Annotated in this window: 19 protein-coding genes and 1 pseudogene; 10 read left to right on the top strand and 10 right to left on the bottom strand. The window is 73.1% G+C overall.

The features are described 5' to 3' along the window. Positions 1-125 precede the first annotated feature (125 nt). The 4 genes and pseudogenes from gap to AC0QU1_RS09975 form a co-directional block, all read right to left on the bottom strand. Positions 126-1,124 carry a type I glyceraldehyde-3-phosphate dehydrogenase gene (gap, locus tag AC0QU1_RS09990; RefSeq protein WP_483576236.1) on the bottom strand — a complete coding sequence of 333 codons (999 nt, stop codon included), beginning with the start codon at positions 1,122-1,124 and terminating at the stop codon, positions 126-128. A 135-nt stretch (positions 1,125-1,259) separates the two neighbouring features. Next, positions 1,260-2,216 carry a GlxA family transcriptional regulator gene (locus AC0QU1_RS09985; protein WP_483576235.1) on the bottom strand — a complete coding sequence of 319 codons (957 nt, stop codon included), beginning with the start codon at positions 2,214-2,216 and terminating at the stop codon, positions 1,260-1,262. Positions 2,217-2,285: 69 nt separating this feature from the next. Then, positions 2,286-2,591: a hypothetical protein gene (locus tag AC0QU1_RS09980; RefSeq protein ID WP_483576816.1), complete on the bottom strand. Its 306-nt coding sequence runs from the start codon at positions 2,589-2,591 to the stop codon at positions 2,286-2,288. A gap of 376 nt (positions 2,592-2,967) precedes the next feature. Beyond that, a pseudogene (locus AC0QU1_RS09975) lies at positions 2,968-3,156 on the bottom strand (FAD-dependent monooxygenase); the annotation flags it as partial. Between the two features lie 125 nt (positions 3,157-3,281). On the opposite strand from AC0QU1_RS09975, the gene AC0QU1_RS09970 reads away from it, so the two are divergent. From AC0QU1_RS09970 to AC0QU1_RS09950, 5 genes are all read left to right on the top strand, one after another. Continuing rightward, on the top strand, positions 3,282-3,656 hold the full coding sequence (locus tag AC0QU1_RS09970) for a TetR/AcrR family transcriptional regulator C-terminal domain-containing protein (protein ID WP_483616496.1): 375 nt from the start codon (positions 3,282-3,284) through the stop codon (positions 3,654-3,656). A gap of 123 nt (positions 3,657-3,779) precedes the next feature. Continuing rightward, positions 3,780-4,103: a DUF2277 domain-containing protein gene (locus AC0QU1_RS09965; protein ID WP_483576234.1), complete on the top strand. Its 324-nt coding sequence runs from the start codon at positions 3,780-3,782 to the stop codon at positions 4,101-4,103. 139 nt (positions 4,104-4,242) lie between these two features. Further along, positions 4,243-5,610: a cystathionine beta-synthase gene (locus AC0QU1_RS09960; RefSeq protein WP_483576233.1), complete on the top strand. Its 1,368-nt coding sequence runs from the start codon at positions 4,243-4,245 to the stop codon at positions 5,608-5,610. A gap of 30 nt (positions 5,611-5,640) precedes the next feature. Further along, on the top strand, positions 5,641-6,810 hold the full coding sequence (locus AC0QU1_RS09955) for a cystathionine gamma-synthase (RefSeq protein ID WP_483576232.1): 1,170 nt from the start codon (positions 5,641-5,643) through the stop codon (positions 6,808-6,810). A 140-nt stretch (positions 6,811-6,950) separates the two neighbouring features. Then, positions 6,951-7,226: a hypothetical protein gene (locus tag AC0QU1_RS09950; RefSeq protein WP_483576231.1), complete on the top strand. Its 276-nt coding sequence runs from the start codon at positions 6,951-6,953 to the stop codon at positions 7,224-7,226. 57 nt (positions 7,227-7,283) lie between these two features. On the opposite strand, the gene AC0QU1_RS09945 is transcribed toward AC0QU1_RS09950, so the two are convergent. After that, complete coding sequence (locus AC0QU1_RS09945) at positions 7,284-7,529, bottom strand: hypothetical protein (RefSeq protein ID WP_483576230.1); 246 nt, start codon at positions 7,527-7,529, stop codon at positions 7,284-7,286. A 141-nt stretch (positions 7,530-7,670) separates the two neighbouring features. Here AC0QU1_RS09945 and glgX point away from each other — a divergent pair, with 141 nt between their 5' ends. The 3 genes from glgX (at position 7,671) to AC0QU1_RS09930 (ending at position 12,566) form a co-directional block, all read left to right on the top strand. Further along, the gene (gene glgX, locus AC0QU1_RS09940) at positions 7,671-9,821 is read left to right on the top strand and encodes a glycogen debranching protein GlgX (protein WP_483576229.1); all 2,151 of its coding nucleotides are present in this window, start codon (positions 7,671-7,673) and stop codon (positions 9,819-9,821) included. A gap of 70 nt (positions 9,822-9,891) precedes the next feature. After that, complete coding sequence (locus AC0QU1_RS09935) at positions 9,892-11,649, top strand: alpha-amylase family protein (protein ID WP_483576228.1); 1,758 nt, start codon at positions 9,892-9,894, stop codon at positions 11,647-11,649. A 56-nt stretch (positions 11,650-11,705) separates the two neighbouring features. Further along, positions 11,706-12,566, top strand: a complete 861-nt coding sequence (locus tag AC0QU1_RS09930) for a PPK2 family polyphosphate kinase (protein WP_483576227.1) — start codon at positions 11,706-11,708, stop codon at positions 12,564-12,566. Between the two features lie 72 nt (positions 12,567-12,638). Here the strand turns inward: AC0QU1_RS09930 and zapE are convergent, their stop codons facing one another. The 5 genes from zapE to gndA all read right to left on the bottom strand — a co-directional run bounded on the left by zapE (position 12,639) and on the right by gndA (position 18,036). Next, positions 12,639-13,685 (bottom strand): cell division protein ZapE, encoded by a 1,047-nt coding sequence (gene zapE, locus AC0QU1_RS09925; RefSeq protein ID WP_483576226.1) that lies wholly within the window; start codon positions 13,683-13,685, stop codon positions 12,639-12,641. 53 nt (positions 13,686-13,738) lie between these two features. Then, a complete protein-coding gene (locus AC0QU1_RS09920; RefSeq protein WP_483576225.1) occupies positions 13,739-14,401 on the bottom strand; it encodes an SDR family oxidoreductase in 663 nt (220 codons plus the stop codon). Between the two features lie 195 nt (positions 14,402-14,596). After that, complete coding sequence (locus AC0QU1_RS09915; protein ID WP_483576224.1) at positions 14,597-15,058, bottom strand: DUF805 domain-containing protein; 462 nt, start codon at positions 15,056-15,058, stop codon at positions 14,597-14,599. Positions 15,059-15,298: 240 nt separating this feature from the next. Continuing rightward, positions 15,299-16,603, bottom strand: coding sequence for a carboxylate--amine ligase (locus AC0QU1_RS09910; RefSeq protein WP_483576223.1), 1,305 nt, complete (start codon positions 16,601-16,603; stop codon positions 15,299-15,301). Then, the gene (gene gndA / locus AC0QU1_RS09905) at positions 16,600-18,036 is read right to left on the bottom strand and encodes an NADP-dependent phosphogluconate dehydrogenase (protein ID WP_483576222.1); all 1,437 of its coding nucleotides are present in this window, start codon (positions 18,034-18,036) and stop codon (positions 16,600-16,602) included. The genes AC0QU1_RS09910 and gndA overlap by 4 nt, the downstream gene beginning before the upstream one ends. Before the next feature lie 163 nt (positions 18,037-18,199). On the opposite strand from gndA, the gene AC0QU1_RS09900 reads away from it, so the two are divergent. Together AC0QU1_RS09900 and AC0QU1_RS09895 are read left to right on the top strand one after the other, a co-directional pair. Next, positions 18,200-18,892, top strand: a complete 693-nt coding sequence (locus AC0QU1_RS09900; RefSeq protein WP_483576221.1) for a DUF3000 domain-containing protein — start codon at positions 18,200-18,202, stop codon at positions 18,890-18,892. After that, complete coding sequence (locus AC0QU1_RS09895; RefSeq protein ID WP_483576220.1) at positions 18,889-20,208, top strand: HRDC domain-containing protein; 1,320 nt, start codon at positions 18,889-18,891, stop codon at positions 20,206-20,208. The genes AC0QU1_RS09900 and AC0QU1_RS09895 overlap by 4 nt, the downstream gene beginning before the upstream one ends. Positions 20,209-20,276 lie beyond the last annotated feature (68 nt).

Raw genomic sequence — 20,276 nt, 5'->3', positions numbered from 1 at the left:
TGTTGCGGCACGTAGACACTGTCCACCCACAGCAACAGGGCCCCGCGAGGAAACTGCACCCTGGACCGCGGGCCCCGGATCACATCGCGCCAGGGGCAGCCTGGACCGCTCAGCCGCTGGACCGCTCAGTCGCGTGCGAGCAGCTCCAGCGTGTCGATCACGCGGTTCGAGAAGCCCCACTCGTTGTCGTACCAGGCCACGACCTTGACGTGCTTGCCGTCCACGCGCACCAGGGCCGCGTCGAAGACCGCCGACGCCGGCTGGCCGGTGATGTCGCTGGAGACCAGCGGCTCGTCGGAGTAGTCGAGGATGCCCTTGAGGCTGCCCTCGGCCGCGGTGCGGTAAGCCGCGAGCACGTCGTCGCGGGTCACCTCGCGCGAGACCGTGGTGTTCAGCTCCACGAGGGAGCCCACCGGCACCGGCACGCGGATCGAGTCGCCGGACAGCTTGCCGTTGAGGTTCGGCAGCACCAGGCCGATGGCCTTGGCCGCGCCCGTCGTCGTCGGCGCGATGTTGACGGCGGCCGCGCGGGCGCGGCGCAGGTCGCGGTGCGGGCCGTCCTGGAGGTTCTGCTCCTGGGTGTAGGCGTGCACCGTGGTCATGAAACCGTGCTCGATGCCGGCCAGGTCGTCCAGCACGGACGCCAGCGGGGCCAGCGCGTTGGTGGTGCACGACGCGTTCGAGACGATCACGTGCTCGGCCGGGTCGTAGGCGTCGGTGTTCACGCCGTAGGCGAGGGTGACGTCGGCGCCGGCCGACGGGGCGCTGACCAGCACCTTCCTGGCGCCGGCGTCGAGGTGCGCGCGGGCGGCGTCGGCCGAGGTGAAGCGGCCGGTGGACTCCAGCACGATGTCCACGCCGAGCTCCGCCCACGGCAGCTTGGCGGGCTCGCGCTCGGCGAGCACCTTGATGCGCCGGCCGTCCACGACGAGCTCGTCGCCGTCGACCTCGACGGAGCGGCCGAGGCGGCCGAGCGCGCTGTCGTACTTGAGCAGGTGGGCCAGGGACTCCGGGGCGGTGAGGTCGTTGACGGCGACCACGTCGAGGTCGCTGCCGCGCTCCAGCAGGGCGCGCAGGGAGTTGCGTCCGATACGGCCGAATCCGTTGATGGCGATGCGAGTCATCGAGGGCTTTCCTTTCGTCGTCCCCATGCTCGGCGGTCGGGCGGGCCGCCCGACAGCGGCTCGAACGCCATCACCCGCAAGGATACCGCCAGACCTTTCGCCACCACCCGCAAGGATCCCGCCACGCCCCGTGGCTCACGCCGAGAACGTGTGCCGGTACTCCGTGGGGGACGTGCCGAGGATCCGGTGGAAGTGCAGCCGCAGGTTGGCCGCGGTGCCGAGCCCCACCCGGTGCGCGATCTGCTCGACGCCCAGGTCGCTGCGTTCCAGCAGCTCACGCGCCAGGTCCACACGCGCCCGGAGGACCCACTGCATCGGCGTGTAGCCGGTGTCCTCGACGAACCGCCGCGAGAACGTGCGCGCGGAGACCCGCGCGTTGCGCGCGAGCGCCTCCAGGGTCAGCGGCTCGGCGAGGTGCGCGAGCGCCCACTCGCGGGTGTCCGCGAACAGGTCGCCGAGCGGCTCGGGCACGCTGCGCGGCACGTACTGGGCCTGTCCCCCGCTGCGGTACGGCGCGGCCACGAGCCGTCGGGCCACGTGGTTGGAGAGCCCGACGCCGTGGTCACGCCGCACCAGGTGCAGGCAGAGGTCGATGCCGGACGCCGCTCCGGCCGACGTGAGCACCCCGCCCTCGTCCACGAACAGCACGTTCTCGTCCACCTGCACGCGCGGGTACCGCTCGCGCAGCGCCTTCGTGTAGTGCCAGTGGGTCGTCGCGCGCTTGCCGTCGAGCAGGCCGGTCGCCGCGAGCGCGAACGCCCCGGTCGAGATGGCCGCGAGCCGCGCCCCGCGCGCGTGGGCGGCCTTGAGCGCGTCGACGACGACGCCCGGCGGGTCGGCCGCCGCCGGCGTCCGGTACCCGGGGACGAACACGGTGTCGGCGCGTTCGAGCGCCGCCAGCCCCTCGGCGACGTGGTACGAGAGGCCGTCGCCCCCGGTGACCAGCCCCGGCGCCGCGCCGCAGACCCGCACCTCGTAGGGCATGCTCGGCCGGTTGGAGAACACCTGCGCGGGGATGCCGACGTCGAGCGGCTTAGCACCCTCCAGCACGAGGACGGCGATCTGATGGTTCTTCCGGCTCGACGCGGTCACGCCATGTGATCCTAGGCCGCTTCGCCGTCGCCCCTCTCCCCGACTGACCACGGCAGGGGTCGGGACGGGCTACCGCACCGCGAGCCGCGTGTAGTCCGGGAGGTCGATCGCGTCGACCGCCTGGTCGATGCCGCCCATCATCAGGCGCGCGAGCGGCGTCCGGAGCAGCACGCCCATCACCGCCATCCGCGCCCTGATCTCGAACGTCGTGGGCGGCAGGAAGCCCCGCACCCCACCCGGGAGCTGCTTCTGCCCGGCGATGTCGCGCCGGTCGTAGTCCACGGCGTCGCCCGCGAAGTGCACCATCCCGCGCGCACCGCCGTGCGCCGGGTACAGCAGCACGTTGCGCCCGCCGACGCCGTTGCCCGCCGGCATCGAGTAGAGCAGCTCCCAGCCGTCCAGGCCGAAGGAGTCCTCGCCGTCCGCGCCGCCCGGCTCGGCGGTGAACGAACACGGCCCGGTGGTACCCGGAGTCCACGGCCCGCCACGCGCCGTCGAACGCCAGGCGCCGGGTCGTGGAGAAGACGCCGTCCGCCCCCACCACGGCGTCGAACCGGCGCCGTGCGGACCGCTCGAAGGCGACCACGACGCCGTCGGCGGCGTCCATGACGATCCGCATGAGGTCGCCGCGCAGGATCTCGAGGTCGGCGATCACGCCGCCCGAGTGGCCGAACAGCTCGGCCGGCAGCTCCACGCCGCGGCGCCCGGCGGCGTCGACGTACGCGATCCCGTGCACGCCGGTGTGGGCGGCGCGCACCTGGTCGGTGATGCCCATCCGGTCGACGACGGTCCGGGCGGCGCCACGGATGTCGATGCCCTGGCCGCCGGGCCGGGGACGGGGCGCGCGCTCGACGACGGTGACGTCGATGCCGTACCGGCGGAGCCAGAACGCGAGGGCTGGTCCGGCGACGCTGGCGCCGGAGACGAGGACGTGGGTCATGGCTGCTCCCTGGTACACGAGGTTCTTGGGCTGAGGTTTCGTACACCGTACGCAGCGCCCTATGCTGGGTAAATCAGTAGGTAGGCGCGTTCCAGCACCACCCCTGGGCCGCGCACGTCATGTCCATGACGCGGCCGCAGGTGGTGCCGCACGGACTGATGCACACCGAGGCGCTGCTGTCCGCGTTCGGCGACCTGCCCGGCCGCCGGCTCGACGTCGACACCCGCATGCACCTGGCGGTGTCGGTCTTCCAGCTCGTACGCGGCCTCGGGGTGGGCATCGAGCCGGCGGAGCTGGCCCGCCGCGACGACGGCCTGACCGACGAGGAGTGGATGGACCGGACCCTGCCCGACCTGCGGGCCGCCGCCGACCCGCGCCGCTACCCCCAGGTCGCCGCGGTCACGTCGACCGACATCGACCTCACGCTCGACTCGCTCTTCGAGTTCGGCCTGGCCCGCCTGCTGGACGGGTACGCGGTGTTCCTGGACGGCACGGACTGATCCGCGAGTGATCGATATAGCATTTTTTGCTATACGGCCGACCGCCTGACGTCCGACGCGCCGCGCGGCCGCGGCCCCGGACCGAGCCTCCCGCCCGCCCGCCGTCCGGCGTACGGTCGGAGCATGTGCCGAAACATCACCACGCTGCGCGGGCTCGAACCGCCCGCCACCGATGAGGAGATCACCGCAGCGGCCCTGCAGTTCGTGCGCAAGGTCACGGGCGTGACGAAGGTCAGCGACGCCACCCGCGAGCCGGTGGAGCAGGCCACGCGGGAGATCGCGGAGATCGTCACGCGTCTGCTCGACGACCTGCCCGAACGCCGTCAGCCGCCCAAGACCGTGCCGCCGCTGCGCCGCGCGGAGGTGCAGGCGCGCATCGCCCAGCGCATCAAGGAACGCGAGGAGCACGAGCGGATGCACGAGCTGGGCATCGCGCACTCGCACTGAACACTCGCACTGAGCGGGACCCGCCGCTACAGTTGCGGCGTGCTCGCACACCTCTCCTGTTGCTGTCACTGACACGTCGTCGACACAGCCCTGTCGCCCGCGCTCGGCGCGGCGCGGCCAGAAACAGGAAGATGAACAGGTGCAGTACGTCAACTCCGTCGTAGACCTCGTCGGCAACACCCCGCTCGTCCGGCTCCACCGAGTGACCGAGGGCGTCACGCAGGCGACCGTGCTCGTCAAGCTCGAGTACCTCAACCCCGGCGGCTCGTCCAAGGACCGCATCGCCGCGCGCATCATCGAGGCGGCCGAGCGCGAGGGCAAGCTCCGCCCCGGCGGGACCATCGTCGAGCCCACCTCCGGCAACACCGGCGTCGGCCTCGCGCTCGTGGCCCAGCAGCGCGGGTACCGCTGCATCTTCGTGCTGCCGGACAAGGTGGGGGAGGACAAGCGCAACGTCCTGACCGCCTACGGCGCAGAGGTTGTGGTGACGCCCACCGCCGTCGCCCCGGACAGCCCCGAGTCGTACTACTCGGTGAGCGACCGGCTGGTGCGCGAGATCCCGGGCGCCTTCAAGCCCGACCAGTACTCCAACCCCAACGGCCCGCGCTCGCACTACGAGACCACCGGTCCCGAGATCTGGCGCGACACCGAGGGCCGGGTGACCCACTTCGTCGCGGGTGTCGGCACGGGCGGCACCATCACCGGCACCGGCCGGTACCTGCGCGAGGTCTCGGGCGACCGCGTGCGCATCATCGGCGCCGACCCCGAGGGCTCGGTCTACTCGGGCGGCACCGGCCGCCCGTACCTCGTCGAGGGCGTGGGCGAGGACTTCTGGCCGTCCGCCTACGACCCGTCCGTGCCGCACGAGGTCATCGCCGTGAGCGACGCCGAGTCCTTCGCGATGACCCGGCGCCTCGCGCGCGAGGAGGGCATCCTCGTGGGCGGCTCCAGCGGCATGGCCGTGGTCGCCGCCCTGAAGGCGGCACGCGACCTGACCGAGGACGCCGTCGTGGTGGTCCTGCTGCCCGACGGCGGCCGCGGGTACCTCGGCAAGATCTTCAACGACGCCTGGATGCGGTCCTACGGGTTCTCGCCCGCCATCGAGGACCACACCGTCGCCGACGTGCTGGCCGCCAAGGCCGACCGCACGCCGCCACTGCTGTACGTGCACCGGACCGACACGGTGCGCGACGCGATCGACCGGATGACCCGCTCCGGCGTCTCGCAGCTCCTCGTGCTCACGGCGGAGCCACCGGTGGTGCTCGGCGAGATCGCCGGCGCCGTGCACGAGAACGAGCTGCTCGACGACGTGTTCGCCGGCAAGGCGAACCTCTCCGACGAGGTGGGCGGCCTCGTCGGCACGCCGCTGCCGCTCATCGGCGTCAACGAGCCCGTGGGGGCGCTGCGCACCGCGCTCGCCTCCGACACGGCCCTGCTCGTGACCGACGGCGGCAAGGCCCTCGGCGTGGTCTCCCGCTCCGACCTGCTCGACTACCTCGCGGTCTGACCGCACGCACACCTTCGAAGAGAGACGACCATGACCGACGAACGAACGAGCCGGTTCGACACGCTCGCCATCCACGCGGGCCAGCACCCCGACCCCACGACGGGCGACGCGATCCCCGCGATCCACGTCACCTCCACCTACGCGCAGGACGGCATCGGCGGGCTGCGCGGCGGGTACGAGTACTCGCGTGGCGGCAACCCCACCCGGACGGCCCTGGAGGAGCAGCTCGCCGCCATCGAGGGCGGCGGCAGCGGCATCTCGTTCGCCTCCGGCCTCGCCGCCGAGGACGCCCTGCTGCGGGCCGTGCTCGCGCCCGGCGACCACGTGCTCGTGCCGAACGACGTCTACGGCGGCACGCACCGCCTGGTCCGCACCATCCACGGGAAGTCGGGCGTCGCGCACACGACCGTCGACACGGCCGACGTCGACGCCGTGCGCGCCGCGATCCGGCCCGAGTCCAAGATGCTGTGGGTCGAGACGCCGTCGAACCCGCTGATGAAGATCAGCGACATCCCCGCGCTGGCCGAGCTGGCGCACCAGCACGGCCTGCTCCTGGTCGTGGACAACACGTTCGCCTCCCCCGCCCTGCAGCGCCCCCTCGACCTCGGCGCCGACGTCGTGGTGCACTCCACCACCAAGTACCTCGGCGGGCACTCGGACGTCGTCGGCGGCGCCGTCGTCGTGGCGGACGGCGGCGGCGAGCTCGCCGAACAGGTGCGGTACGTGCAGTTCGCCGCGGGCGCCGTGTCTAGCCCGTTCGACGCGTTCCTCACCACGCGCGGCATCAAGACCCTCGCCGTGCGGATGCAGCGGCACTCCGAGAACGCCCAGACGCTCGCCGAGCGCCTGGTGCACCACCCGGCCGTGGCCCGCGTGCTCTACCCGGGCCTGCCCGACCACCCGGGGCACAAGGTCGCCGCGCACCAGATGTCGCGCTTCGGCGGCATGATCTCGCTCGACCTCGCGGGCGGGGAGGCGGCCGCCCGCACGTTCGCCGAGTCCATGCGGGTGTTCCTGCTGGCCGAGTCGCTCGGCGGCGTGGAGTCGCTGGTCAACTACCCGAGCGAGATGACCCACGCGTCGGTGCGGGGCACGGAGGCTGAGGTCCCGCCGTCGATCGTCCGCCTGTCGGTGGGCCTGGAGGACGTGACGGACCTCCTGGACGACGTCGAGCAGGCCCTGGACCGCATCCCGGCCTGACGGTCGATCGTCAGGGAACCTGACATAGACGTTGAGATCTGGTGTTCGCGCTGAGATCTGGTGGTGCGCCACCAGATCTCAGCGCCAACACCAGATCTCACGGGCTCTCCAGCAGTATCCGGGCGGTTAGCCTGGCAGGCGTGACCGAACATGCCCCCGTCAGCGCCGTCATGCACCGCGCCAAGGCCGACGCCCGCGCCTCCCACGTCACCGTCGGCCTGGTCCGGAACCTGCCCGGCGACCGCGAGGAGATCGACTGTTCCTGCGGCATGACGCTGACGAACGGACCGCACTGGTCGCTCGACGAGCACATCCGCCTGCACCGCGCGGAGGCGCGCTACCTCGCGCTGAGCAAGGTGGCGCCGCCGGGCATGCCGCGCCTCATCCCGGTCGACCCGGGCCGGCTGCCCCGCTGACGGCGGCCGCCCGGCACGGCGGCCGCCCGGCACGGCGGCCGCCCGGCGGAGCCGGGCTCAGAGTTCGTCCGGGTCGTCCCAGGACACACCGCTCGACGCCCCCGAGATCGGGTCGAGCTCGCAGCCGGCGAGGTTGCGCGGCGCCTTGGAGACGTCACCGCCGCCGAGCAGGCCGCGGCGGGTTGCGGCGCGGCGGGCGGCCGGCGGCGCGATGCGTGCGTAGAAGGCGTTCGACTCGTCGATCAGATCGGTCGGGACCGGATCGGCAGGGTCGGCGGCGGACTGGGGCTCCCCCGTGATCATGGTCTCATCCTCGCAGGAACCGGGGGTTGCACGCACGCGCTTGGCACAGTATTTCGAATCCCCGCCAAGCCTCCACGGCGACGGCACGCCCAGCACGCAGATCTCCCCCCACGCGCCCCGCGGGGGTGTGATGATCGTCCGATGCAGACCTGGCCAGGGCGCCCGTACCCGCTCGGCGCGACGTTCGACGGTACGGGCACCAACTTCGCGCTCTACTCGTCGGTCGCACAGCGCGTCGAGCTGTGCCTCCTGGCCGACGACGACACCGAGACCCGCATCGAGGTCACCGAGACCGACGTGCACGTGTGGCACGTCTATCTGCCCGGCGTCGGCCCGGGAACCCGGTACGGCTACCGCGTGCACGGGCCGTACGACCCGGCGTCGGGCCACCGCTGCAACCCGGCCAAGCTCCTGCTGGACCCGTACGCCAAGGCCGTGGACGGCGACCTCGACGGCGACCCGTCCCTGTTCTCCTACCCGTTCTCGGACGTCGGCCAGGCCACGAAGGGCACCACACCGGAGCCCTCCGACTCACGGGGCCACACCATGGTGTCCGTGGTGGTGAACCCGTTCTTCGACTGGGGCCACGACCGCCCGCCGGCCACGCCGTACAACGAGACGGTGATCTACGAGGCGCACGTCAGGGGCCTGACCATGCGCCACCCGGACGTCCCGGAGGAGCTGCGCGGCACCTACGCCGGGCTGGCGCACCCGGCGGTGATCGAGCACCTCACGAGCCTCGGCGTCACCGCCATCGAGTTCATGCCGGTGCACCAGTTCGTGACCGACCCGTCCCTGCGGGCCAAGGGCCTGACGAACTACTGGGGCTACAACACGATCGGGTTCTTCGCCCCGCACAACGGCTACGCGGGCTACGGCAGGCGCGGCGAGCAGGTCATGGAGTTCAAGGCCATGGTCAAGGCGATGCACGAGGCCGGCATCGAGGTGCTGCTCGACGTCGTCTACAACCACACGGCCGAGGGCAACCACCTGGGCCCCACCCTCGGCTTCCGCGGCATCGACAACGCCGCCTACTACCGGCTGGTCGACGGCGACGAGGCGCACTACTTCGACACCACCGGCACGGGCAACTCGCTGCTCATGCGCTCCCCCGCCGTGCTGCAGCTCATCATGGACTCGCTGCGGTACTGGGTCGAGGAGATGCACGTCGACGGCTTCCGCTTCGACCTGGCGGCCACGCTGGCCCGGCAGTTCCACGAGGTGGACCGGCTGAGCGCGTTCTTCGACATCGTGCACCAGGACCCGGTGATCTCCCAGGTCAAGCTGATCGCCGAGCCCTGGGACCTGGGCGACGGCGGCTACCAGGTGGGCGGCTTCCCACCCCTGTGGACCGAGTGGAACGGCCGCTACCGGGACACCGTCCGCGACTTCTGGCGCGGCGAGCCGGCCACCCTGCCGGAGTTCGCCTCCCGTCTGACCGGGTCCAGCGACCTGTACGAGCACAGCGGCCGGATGCCCAGCGCGTCCATCAACTTCGTCACGGCCCACGACGGCTTCACGCTCGCCGACCTGACGTCGTACAACGAGAAGCACAACGAGGCGAACCGCGAGGAGAACAAGGACGGCGAGAACTACAACCGGTCCTGGAACGGCGGCGTCGAGGGCCCTACCGACGACCCGGCGGTGACCGAGCTGCGCGCCCGGCAGCGCCGCAACCTGCTGATCACCCTCCTGCTGAGCCAGGGCGTGCCGATGATCGCGCACGGCGACGAGCTCGGGCGCACCCAGCACGGCAACAACAACGCCTACTGCCAGGACAACGAGCTCACCTGGGTGGACTGGGGCGGGCCGGACGGGCTCGACAAGGAGCGCGCCGCGCTGCTGGAGTTCGCCCGGCACGCCGTCCGGCTGCGCCGCGACCACCCGATCCTGCACCGCCGCCGGTTCTTCGACGGCAAGGTCGCACCGGAGGCCGCCGGCGGCCCCGCCGACATCGAGTGGCTCGACCTGACGGGTGCCCGCATGGACGACACCGACTGGCACCAGGCGTACGCGAGGACGGTCACCGTCTTCCTCAACGGCGACGCGATCACGGAGACCGGACGGCGGGGCGAGGCGGTGGTCGACGACTCGTTCCTGCTGCTGCTCAACGCCCATTCCGACGCGCTGGGCTTCACCCTGCCGCCCGGTTCCTACGGCGCGGAGTGGACCGTGGTGCTCGACACCGACGGCAGCGCGGAGCCGGGGACGGTGCTGGCGGCCGGTACCGGTCTCACGGTGACGGGCCGCAGCGTCGTCGTACTGACTCGCCCATCCGGGACACCGGGCTAGGCTGTCCGCCGTGACCGGACCGAGGAGTGGAGCCGGAGGGACCACACCACCGCCCCGACCAGGGCCTGACATGCCTGTTCCCGGGCCGAGACCGGTGGTGTGGGCGCCGCGTGCCCGGATCATCGAGGTGCTCGTGCCCTACGACCCCTACGAGGAGCCGGAGCACATGCCGCTGCGCCTCGTGGGCGCGGGCGAGCCCGGCTACTGGGGCGCCGACAGCGTGCTCGGGCACGGCACCGACTACGGCTACTCCGTGGACGGCGGGCCCCTGCTGCCCGACCCGCGCAGCGTCTGGCTGCCACAGGGCATCCACGGGCCCACGCGCGTGTTCGACCCGGCCTTCGAGTGGACCGACGGCACGTGGTCCCCGCCCGACCTCTCCACGAGCGTGCTCATGCACGTGGACGTCGAGACGTTCACCCCGGCCGGCACGCTCGACGCCGCCGCGGAGCTGCTGCCGGTCATCGCGGAGCTCGGCATCCACGGGGTGGAGCTAGCGCCCGTGGCCGCGTTCGACCCGGCGCTCGGCCCCGCGCGCGGCGTCCGCCTCTACTCGGTGCACGAGCCGTACGGCGGCCCGCGCGCGCTCCAGCGGTTCGTCGACGCCGCGCACGCCGCTCGCCTCGCCGTCGTGCTGGACATCCCCTACCGCTGGTCGGTGGCCGACGAGCTGGGGCTGGAGGCCTACGGCCCGTACCGCAGCGGCGGCGGCCGGCCGCGCGCCCCGCGGCCCGACGTCGGCGACGCCGGCGAGCACGCCCTGCAGGCGATGCGGCCGCGGACCGGTCAGGTCCCGCTGGACCGGCCGCGCACCGGGCCCATCCAGCTCCGCACCGGCCAGAACCCGACGATCGGCACGCGGGCCGGCAAGGTGCCGTCCGCCCCGACGGTCCGCACCGACTACGTGGGCGACCGCATCAACCTCGACGGCAGCGGCAGCCGCGGCCCGCGCGACTTCCTCGTCGACGACGCGCGGCACTGGCTGCGCGAGTACCACCTGGACGGCCTGGTGCTCGACGTCGACGCGCTGGTGGACCGCTCGCCCACGCCGTTCCTCGGCGAGCTGGCCGACTACGTCGTCGGCCTGGGCGAGCAGCTCGAGCGCCGGTTCAGCCTGCTGGTGGACGGCCCCGGCCGCAGCGACCGGCTCACCACCATCCTGCTGCGCATGCTGTCCGGCCCCGGCCGGACCGAGGACATCCAGGCGCTGCAGATGCTCGCCGACCTGGTGCACCCGTCGGTCCGCCGGGCCACCCGGCAGAACGGCGGGCGGCGCAGCCGTGTGCGCGCGGGCGCGAGCGTGGTCGAGGACATCACGCGGCTCCCCGCCGCGCAGCTCACCGTGCCGTGGGCGGGCGAGGAGAGCCCCGCCACCGCGCTGCTCGGCGTGGACGACGTCGACATCAGGGCCAGCGTGCTCGCCACCGTCATCCTCGCGGGCAACCCGCTGGTGCTGGACACGGTGCACGTGCCGGTGGTCCAGCACAATCCGAACGAGCAGCGCCTGGTTCGCTGGGCGCGCGAGCTGATCACCATCCGCCACGAGATCACCGACGAGCTGGACCTCCCGCTGGAGGTCCGGTCCACGGCCGACCACTCCGTGCTCGCGGTGCTGCGGGGCAGCCTGGCGTTCATCCTCAACACGGGCCACGGCCTGGCCGCCCTGCGCCTGGGGAGCCTGCTGCGGCCCGCCGAGGGCGCGGTCAAGGCTCCCCTGCCCGGCGCGTTCCGGCTCGCGGCCGCGTGGGAGCCGGGCGCCACGCGCCTGGTGGGCGACACGCTGACGGTCCCGCCCCGGATGACCGCCGTGCTGCGCGCGAGCGGCTGACCTGGGAGCCTTGGCTCCTCAGACCGGCCGCGGCCGGCCGCACGGAGGAGGCACCGATGGCGACGAAGCCCGAGAAGCTGTGGAAGACCCCGGCGCAGGACGCGCTGCGCTGGGTGCGGGGCACCGACCTGGGCGCCATGGACCAGGCGGCCACGCCCGGGTGGGCGGGCAAGCGCGCCGACGGCGAGAGCCTCCTGGCCGCCCGCGCCCCCGAGCTCGCCGACCTGCAGGAGCGCCTCTTCGCGCACGGCCGCACCGGCGGCGACCGGTCGGTGCTGCTCGTGCTGCAGGGCCTGGACACGTCCGGCAAGGGCGGGATCGTGCGGCACGTCGTGGGCATGGTCGACCCGCAGGGCGTGATGCACAAGGGGTTCGGCGTGCCCACGCGGGAGGAGCAGGAGCACGGGTACCTGTGGCGGATCCGCAACGCGCTCCCCCGCCCGGGCTACCTCGGCGTGTTCGACCGGTCGCACCACGAGCAGGTGCTGGTGGTCCGGGTGGACCGGCTGGAGCCGGTGAAGACCTGGCGCAAGCACTTCCGCGAGCTGAACGACTTCGAGGCCCAGGTGGCGGCGTCGGGCACCGTGATCGTGAAGGTGGCGCTCTTCGTGTCGGCCGACGAGCAGAAGAAGCGCCTGGCCGAGCGCCTCGACCGGCCGGACAAGCACTGGAAGTACAACCCGGGCGACATCGACGTGCGCAGCAAGCTCCCGCAGTACCTCGCGGCGTACCAGGAGCTGCTGGACCGGACCTCCACCGAGGTCGCGCCCTGGTACGCCGTGCCGGCGGACCGGAAGTGGTACGCCCGCCTCGCGGTCACCGAGCTGCTGGCCGGCGCCCTGCGGTCGCTGGACCTGGGCTGGCCGCCCGCCGACTTCGACGTCGAGCAGGAGAAGGCGCGGCTCGCGGCGAGCTGAGCCCGGCTGGGCCGGGCCGCTGGGGCTTGGTCGCCGGGAACCTGGCAGGACGACGAAGCCCGGCGGGGCCGGTCAGACGAGCTTGCGCCCCTCCCGGGCCAGGGAGCCCAGGCGGGACAGCGCCCGGAAGTACTTCTTGCGGTAGCCGCCCGCGAGCATCTCGGGCGTGAACAGGCCGCTCGTGTCCCCCGAGCCGCCGAGCAGCACGGGCACGTCCCGGTCGTAGAGGCGGTCCACGAGCACCACGAGGCGCAGCGCCACCTCCTGCGCCGTCACCGGGTGCACGCCGGTCAGCGCGACCACGGAGACGCCGTCGAGCAGCGCGCCGTAGCGGCTGGGGTGCACGGTGGCGAGGTGCGCGAGCAGGTCGTCGAACGTGTCGAGCGTCGCGCCGGGGCGGGCCGCCGCGGCCGCGACCTCGTCCTCGGTCAGTGGTTCGAGGTCGGTGACGACGTCGCGGCGGCGGTAGTCGTCGCCGTCGACCCGCAGGGTCTCGAACCGGTCGGCCAGGGCCTTGATCTCGCGCTGGAAGTCCTGCGCGGCGAAGCGGCCCTCGCCCAGCGCGTCGGGCAGCGTGTTCGACGTCGCGGCGAGCGCGACGCCGCGGTCGGCGAGCTCGCGCATGAGCCGCGACATGAGGGTGGTGTCGCCCGCGTCGTCGAGCTCGAACTCGTCGATGCAGACCAGCTTCTTGGCCGCGAGCGCCTCGACGGTCGGGAGGAACCCGAGCGCCCCGACGAGGTTCGTGTACTCGACGAACGTGCCGTACGCGGCCTTGTCGGGGCCGAGGGCCTCGCCGACCGCATGGGCCAGGGAGGTGAGCAGGTGGGTCTTGCCGACGCCGAAGCCGCCGTCGAGGTAGACCGCCGGGGCGGCCGGGCGGCGGGCGAACAGGCCGCGCCGCGGCGCCGCGATCTGCTGGGCCACCTCCTGGAGGCGGGCCAGCGCGCGGCCCTGGCTGGGGTGGGCCGGGTTGGCGCGGTAGGTCGCGAAGCGGGCCTGCGCGAAGTGGCGCGGCGGCACCAGGTCTGTGACGAGCCGGTCGACGGGGACCTGCGGTCGGACCGCGCTCAGGGCGGTCCGGAGGGTCTGGTTGCCGGTGGTGGTGGCGACTGTCACGAGGCAGAAGATTACCGGCGGCCCGCGGCCCCGCGCGGGCCACGAGAGCAACGTCACACGTGTACGACGGCGGGTGCGCCGGGCTGGTCGAGCAGCTCACCGAGGGCCTCGACCACCTGGGCCGGGGTGCGGGTCTGGGCCGGGTCCTCGTTGCGGTCGTCCCCCGCGACGGCGTGGTCCACGACCAGCTCGTGGAAGCGCACGGCGCCGGCGGGCCGCTGGGCCGCCTCCAGCCGCAGCACCTGCACCAGCATCGCCAGCCCTGCCCCGGTCACGCTGATCGCGCCGGAGCCCGCCATGGCCTCGCGGGACGCGGCCCCGTTGAGCACGACGTACGGGTCGCCCGGGGCCAGCAGCGGCACGAGGGCGCGCGCGACGTCGAGGTGCGCGGTGAGGTGGGAGGCCAGCGTCGCGGACCAGAGGGTCGGGTCGGTCTCCAGCAGGGGCGCGCCCTTGTGCCAGCCGCCGATCGAGGCGACGACGGCGCCGGGCGGCGCCCAGCCGGCGTCGGCGCAGGCGGCGCGGACGGCGTCGGGCAGGGTGGCGGGGGTGGCGTAGACGACCGGCACGACGGGGCCGCCGTCGTCGCCGTCGAGCGGCCTCGGCGACCGCGACGCGGCGAGCACGGGGCGCCCGGCAGCGGCCAGGCCGCGCGCGACCCGGCTGCCGAGGTACCCGCTCGCGCCGACGACGAGGACCGGGCGCAGGCTGTTCACCCGCACAGGGTAGGGCAGGCCGACGGCGGCCCGCGGCGCCGGGCGCAACGAAGGGTCCGCGGCGCCGGGCGCAACGAAGGGTCCGCGGCGCCGGGCGGGACGACGGCGGCCCGCGGCGACGGGACGAAGAGTCTGCCGCCCTCGGGCGAGGGCGGCAGACCCAGGGCGGTTCCGCGCGAGCGGTTCCGGCGGACGTCAGACGGCGGGCGCCTGCTCCACGGCCCGCGGGTCGGGGCCGTACTGGTTCGGGCCGGGCGTACCGGCGCCGGCCCACCACACGATCAGGATGATGATGCCGACGACCGGGATGAAGGAGAGGAAGTACCAGAACCCGGACCGGTCGGTGTCGTGCAGACGACGCACCGCGACGCCGAGCGTCGGCAGGAGGAGCGCGAGGCTGACGAGCGAGGTGATGAGGTAGCCGGTCACCAGGGAGCCGGGCATGGTCGGCATCGGCGCGGTCGGGTCGCCCGCCATGGAGTACTCCAGGGTGTCCGCCATGTAGGCACCGTAGCCCGGCGCGATGAGGGCCACGTAGAGGACCGTGAGGACGATCCCGTACGCCAGGTAGTACCACCAGAACTCCGAGCGCTGGGCGCGCCCGTTGAACACCGCGTACTTGGTCAGCACGGTCCGGATGGACTCGATGAACGACATCAGGAAGAAGCCTCTCTCACGTTTTGTGCTGAAAATATCCAGCAATTGCGCACATAGTGTCCCGGCTCACAGCACAATGCACAAGGCCAAAAGAGGGCAGAACTCCCCATGCGGAGCCTGGGCCACCGGCAGGAAGCACAAAGTCGGCACTTCGCATCGAGATCGGTCCAGGCCTGGACCGATCTCGATGCGAAGTGCCGACCTCGCCTGCCCACTATCCCCGCGCGGGGAGCAGTGGGATCAGTAACCCGTCGCCGTCGGCTCCGGGTAGTACTGGGCGTACTTGCGGCGGTAGTTCTGTGTGATTCCCTCGACGATGAGCCGGCGCTTGAGCCCCGAGTCGCCGTCGTACTTGAGGGGGTTGGTCACGGCGCCGCTCGACCGGAGCGCCTTGAGCCGGCTCTTCAGCTCCGGGTCCAGGACGTACCTGGTCAGCAGGCCGAAGGGCACCACCGTGTACAGCACCTCGCGCACGGCCCGCACCGGGCGGATCGGGCGGTGCAGCACCCAGTCCTCCACGAGCACGCGGGCCACGTTGGCGCCGCCCGCCGTCACGTAGTAGTTGTTCCGCCCGATGCGCGGGTTCACCTCGAAATACACGTGCTTGCCCGTGCGCGGGTCCAGCTTGTAGTCGAAGTTGGCGAAGCCCACGTAGCCGGTCGTGTCCAGGAACCTCGTCGCCGCGTCCATGGCGTCGTCGTACGGCTCCACCAGGATCGCGGCCGGGATGCCGAGCGTGCCCGGCGTGTGCTCCTCCAGCAGCACCCGGCCGGTGGCCAGCAGGGTCACCTCGCCCGTCGTGTCGCGGTACGCGGTGAGCGACCGCATCTGGGTCTCGTCGCCCGGGATGAACTCCTGCACCAGGAACGTGCCGGGGTAGCCCGCGTCCGCGAGGTGGCCCAGCAGCTCGTCCAGCTCGGCGCGCGAGTCGATGTGGTGGATCTTCGCCTTGCCCGGGAAGTCCACGTAGTACCACTCGGCGCTGTTGGACGGCTTGCCGACCACCGGGTACTGCAGGTCCACCTCGAGAGCGGGCACCGCGGCGCGGCCGCCGTCGGCCACCAGCTTGGCGACGTCGACCGCCACCGTGCGCGGCGTGGGGATGCCGAGCCGGTCGCAGACGTCCGCGAACCCCTCCTTGCTGCTCACCTGCTCCAGGACCGGCAGCGACGGGTACGGCAGCACGTAGCCCGCCGCCTCCAGCCGCTCCCGGTGCAGGATCACCGTGCGCACGTGCCAGTCCGCGTTGGTCAGCAGCACGAGCACCTTGTCCCGGTGCTGCTGCGCGATGCCCTCCAGCGTCGAGAGGAACACGTCCAGCTCGTCCAGGCCCGGCACCACGACGTTCTCGGCGATCGCCGAGTCCTGCATCGCCCGGGTGGCGACCTTTGACAGCACCACCGCGTGGGTGCCGTACTGCTCGTGGAACGCGCGCACCAGGGCGTACATCCCGACGTCGCCGCCTATCCCCACCACCAACATCTTCGGGACGGGGATCTCCCCGCCGCCGTCCACCGGCCCCTTGTCCGCGGGGAAGCTCCTCACGCCTCGGCCTCCGTGCGGTCGCCGGACCAGTCGGTGTGGAACGTGCCCTCGCGGTCGGTGCGCTTGTAGGTGTGCGCGCCGAAGAAGTCGCGCTGCGCCTGCACGAGGGCGGCGGGCAGCCGCTCGGCGCGGACGCCGTCGTAGTACGCGAGCGACGAGGAGAACGCGGGCGTCGGCACGCCGTTCTGGGCCGCGCCGGCCACGATGCGGCGCCACGCGGGCAGGCCGCTCGCGACGGCGTCGGTGAAGTACTGGTCCGCGAGCAGCAGGGGCAGGTCCGCCTCGCGCTCGTACGCCTCGGTGATCCGGTTCAGGAACCGCGCACGGATGATGCAGCCCCCGCGCCAGATCCGGGCCATCGCGCCCCGGTCGATGTCCCAGCCGTACTCGGCGGCGGCCGCAGCGATCTGGTCGAAGCCCTGCGAGTAGGCCACGACCTTCGAGGCGTAGAGGGCCTGGCGCACGTCCTCGACGAACGCGTCGCGGTCCTTGACCTCCCACTCCTGGGCGTGCGCGGGCAGGGCCGCGCGGGCCGCGGCGCGCTGCGGCACCGAGCCAGACAGGGAGCGGGCGAACGTGGCCTCCGCGATGCCCGTGATGGGCACACCGAGGTCCAGGCCGTTCTGCACGGTCCAGCGGCCCGTGCCCTTCTGCTCGGCCTGGTCCAGCACGACGTCGACGAACGCCTGGCCCGTCTCGGCGTCGGTGTGCTTGAGCACGTCGGCCGTGATCTCGATGAGGAACGACTCCAGGTCGCCCGTGTTCCACTGCGCGAAGATCTCGCCGATCTCCGCCGCCGAGGCGCCGAGCCCCTTGCGCAGCAGGTCGTACGCCTCGGCGATGAGCTGCATGTCGGCGTACTCGATGCCGTTGTGCACCATCTTGACGAAGTGCCCTGCGCCGTCGGACCCCACATAGGTGCAGCACGGGACGCCGTCCACCTTGGCGGAGATGTCCTCGAGGATGGGGCCGAGCGACTCGTACGACTCGGGGGTGCCACCCGGCATGATCGACGGGCCGTTCAGCGCGCCCTCCTCGCCGCCGGACACGCCGGTGCCCACGAAGTGCAGGCCGTGCTCCTTGAGGGCGGCCTCGCGCCGGATGGTGTCCGGGAAGTGCGCGTTACCGGCGTCGACCACGATGTCGCCCTCCTGAAGGAGGGGCACCAGCTCGTCGATGACGGCGTCGGTGGGGCCGCCGGCCTTGACCATGATGACCACCTTGCGCGGCCGCTCGAGCGAGGCGACGAAGTCCGCCATCGACTCGCTGGGCACGAAGGTGCCCTCGTCGCCGTGCTCCGCGACCAGCGACTCGGTCCGGGCGTACGAACGGTTGTGAACCGCCACCGTGTACCCGTGCCGTGCGAAGTTCCGCGCGAGGTTGCGACCCATCACCGCCAGCCCGGTGACGCCGATCTGTGCTGTGCCTGACACGTTCGTGCTCCTTCTGAAGTGGGAACTGGGCCCGCATCCGCGCTGCGCACGCCGCGGCCCGCAGCCAGCCTAGTGCGTGGTACCGGGCGGCGACGCAGGTCACGATCCGGCGACGGCCGCGCGCCTCCGTCCCCACGACACGCCGTGGACGTACGGTGAAGTGGTGACCAGCGGCCCGCCCACCGGCGTACCCGTCGACTTCGCAGCAGCCCTCGCCGACCTGCGACGCCAGGCCCTGCGCGCCGAGGTGCGCCTCACCGAGATCCCCGCGCCGCGCCGGGTGGCACCGTTCAGCGTGGCGCTCTCCGGCGACGTCCTGCCGGGCGCGCCGCAGGGCAGGCAGACACAGGGCCGGCAGGCACAGGGCCGGCAGGACTGGGGCCAGGAGCACGACCACGACGAAGACCCGCTGGCCACCGGCCGCTTCGTCGTCCTGCACGACCCGGCCGGGCAGGAGGCCTGGCACGGCACCTTCCGCGTGGTGACGCTCGTGCGGGCCACCCTGGAGCCGGAGATGGCCGCCGACCCGATGCTGGCCGACGTCGCCTGGTCCTGGGTGGGCGAGTGCCTGGAGTCCGCCGGCCTCGTGCCCGGCACGGACACGGTGGCGAGCGGCGGCACGGTCACGCGGGTGCTCTCGCAGAGCTACGGGGCGCTGGAGGGCACGCCCGACGCGGTGGACCTGGAGATCCGCTCGTCGTGGACCCCGGTCGGCACGGACCTCGGCACGCACCTGCGCGCCTGGGCCGCGCTGCTCGTCATGGCGGCGGGGGTGCCTCCGCTCCCCGACGGCGTCGCGGCGCTCACCAGGCGATTTACCGACCGTTCGAGGCAACGCCATACGGTAGGCCCATGACCACCACGGAGCGAGGAGTCCCTGCGGAGACATCGGCGCCCGTGCCAGCACCCGTCACCCCGCTCACCGAGCCCGCCGACGGGCTGCCCGACGTGGTGGCGACGGCCGACGCGTTCGCGCGCGTCGTCGAGGCGTTCGCCGCCGGCTCCGGGCCCGTCGCCGCCGACGCCGAGCGCGCCTCCGGCTACCGGTACGGCCAGGCGACCTACCTGGTCCAGGTGCGGCGCGCCGGCGCGGGGACGGCGCTGATCGACCCCGTCGGCGTCCCGAGCATCTCCGCGCTCGGCGAGGCCGTCGGCGACGCCGAGTTCGTGCTGCACGCCGCCTCGCAGGACCTGCCTGGACTCGCCGAGCACGGGCTGTACCCCGCCCGGATCTTCGACACGGAGCTCGCCGCGCGGCTGCTCGGCATGGAGCGCGTGGGCCTCGCCGCCGTCGTGGCCGAGGTGCTGGGGCTCGGGCTGGCCAAGGAGCACTCCGCCGTCGACTGGTCCACCCGCCCGCTGCCGGAGGACTGGCTGCGGTACGCGGCGCTCGACGTCGAGGTGCTCGTCGAGCTGCGCGACCGGCTCGCCGAGCGGCTGGAGGCCGCCGGCAAGGCCGAGTGGGCAGCGCAGGAGTTCGAGGCGGTGCGCACCGCGCCCCCGCCGCCGCCGCGCGTCGACCCGTGGCGGCGCACCTCCGGCATGCACGTGCTGCGCAACCCGCGCCAGGTCGCCGCGGTGCGGGCGCTGTGGCTGGCCAGGGACGCGAGCGCCCGGGCACGCGACGTCTCGCCGGGCCGGGTGCTGCCCGACCGGGCGATCGTCGCGGCCGCCAAGGCGATGCCGCGCACGGCGGGCCAGCTCGTGACCCTCCAGGAGTTCGGGGGCAAGGGCACCAAGCGCCGGGCCGCCTACTGGCAGCGGGCGATCGACGAGGCCCGCGCCCTGCCCGACGCCGAGCTGCCCACGGTGCGCGGCCCCCGCTCCGACGGCCCGCCGCCGCCACGCACCTGGGGCGATCGCGACCCGGCGGCCGCCCGGCGCCTGACCGCCGCGCGCGCGCTGGTCACCGGGCTGTCCGCCGAGCACAGCGTGCCCGTGGAGAACCTGCTGCAGCCCGACGCGCTGCGCCGCCTGTGCTGGACACCGCCGGCCGAGGCCGACGCGGCCGGGATCGCCGAGTTCCTGCGGGGCCGCGGGGCCCGGGAGTGGCAGGTCGGACTGCTGGCCGAGGGCCTGGAGCGGGCGTTCGCCGACGCGGCGGCTGGGCGCGTCCCGGACGTGGCACCCGCCCCGGCGCCCGAGCCGGCCGACGACGCCGTCCCGGGCTGAGCCGCCCGGGCCGCCCGGTGGCTCGGCTGCTGACCTGGTGTGAAAGCGCGCCCCGTACCCCAGTAGAG

This window comes from Promicromonospora noduliphila (genome assembly GCF_056951025.1).
The sequence above is the reverse complement of the archived record's forward strand: the minus strand, read 5'-3'. Positions and strand labels throughout refer to the sequence as shown.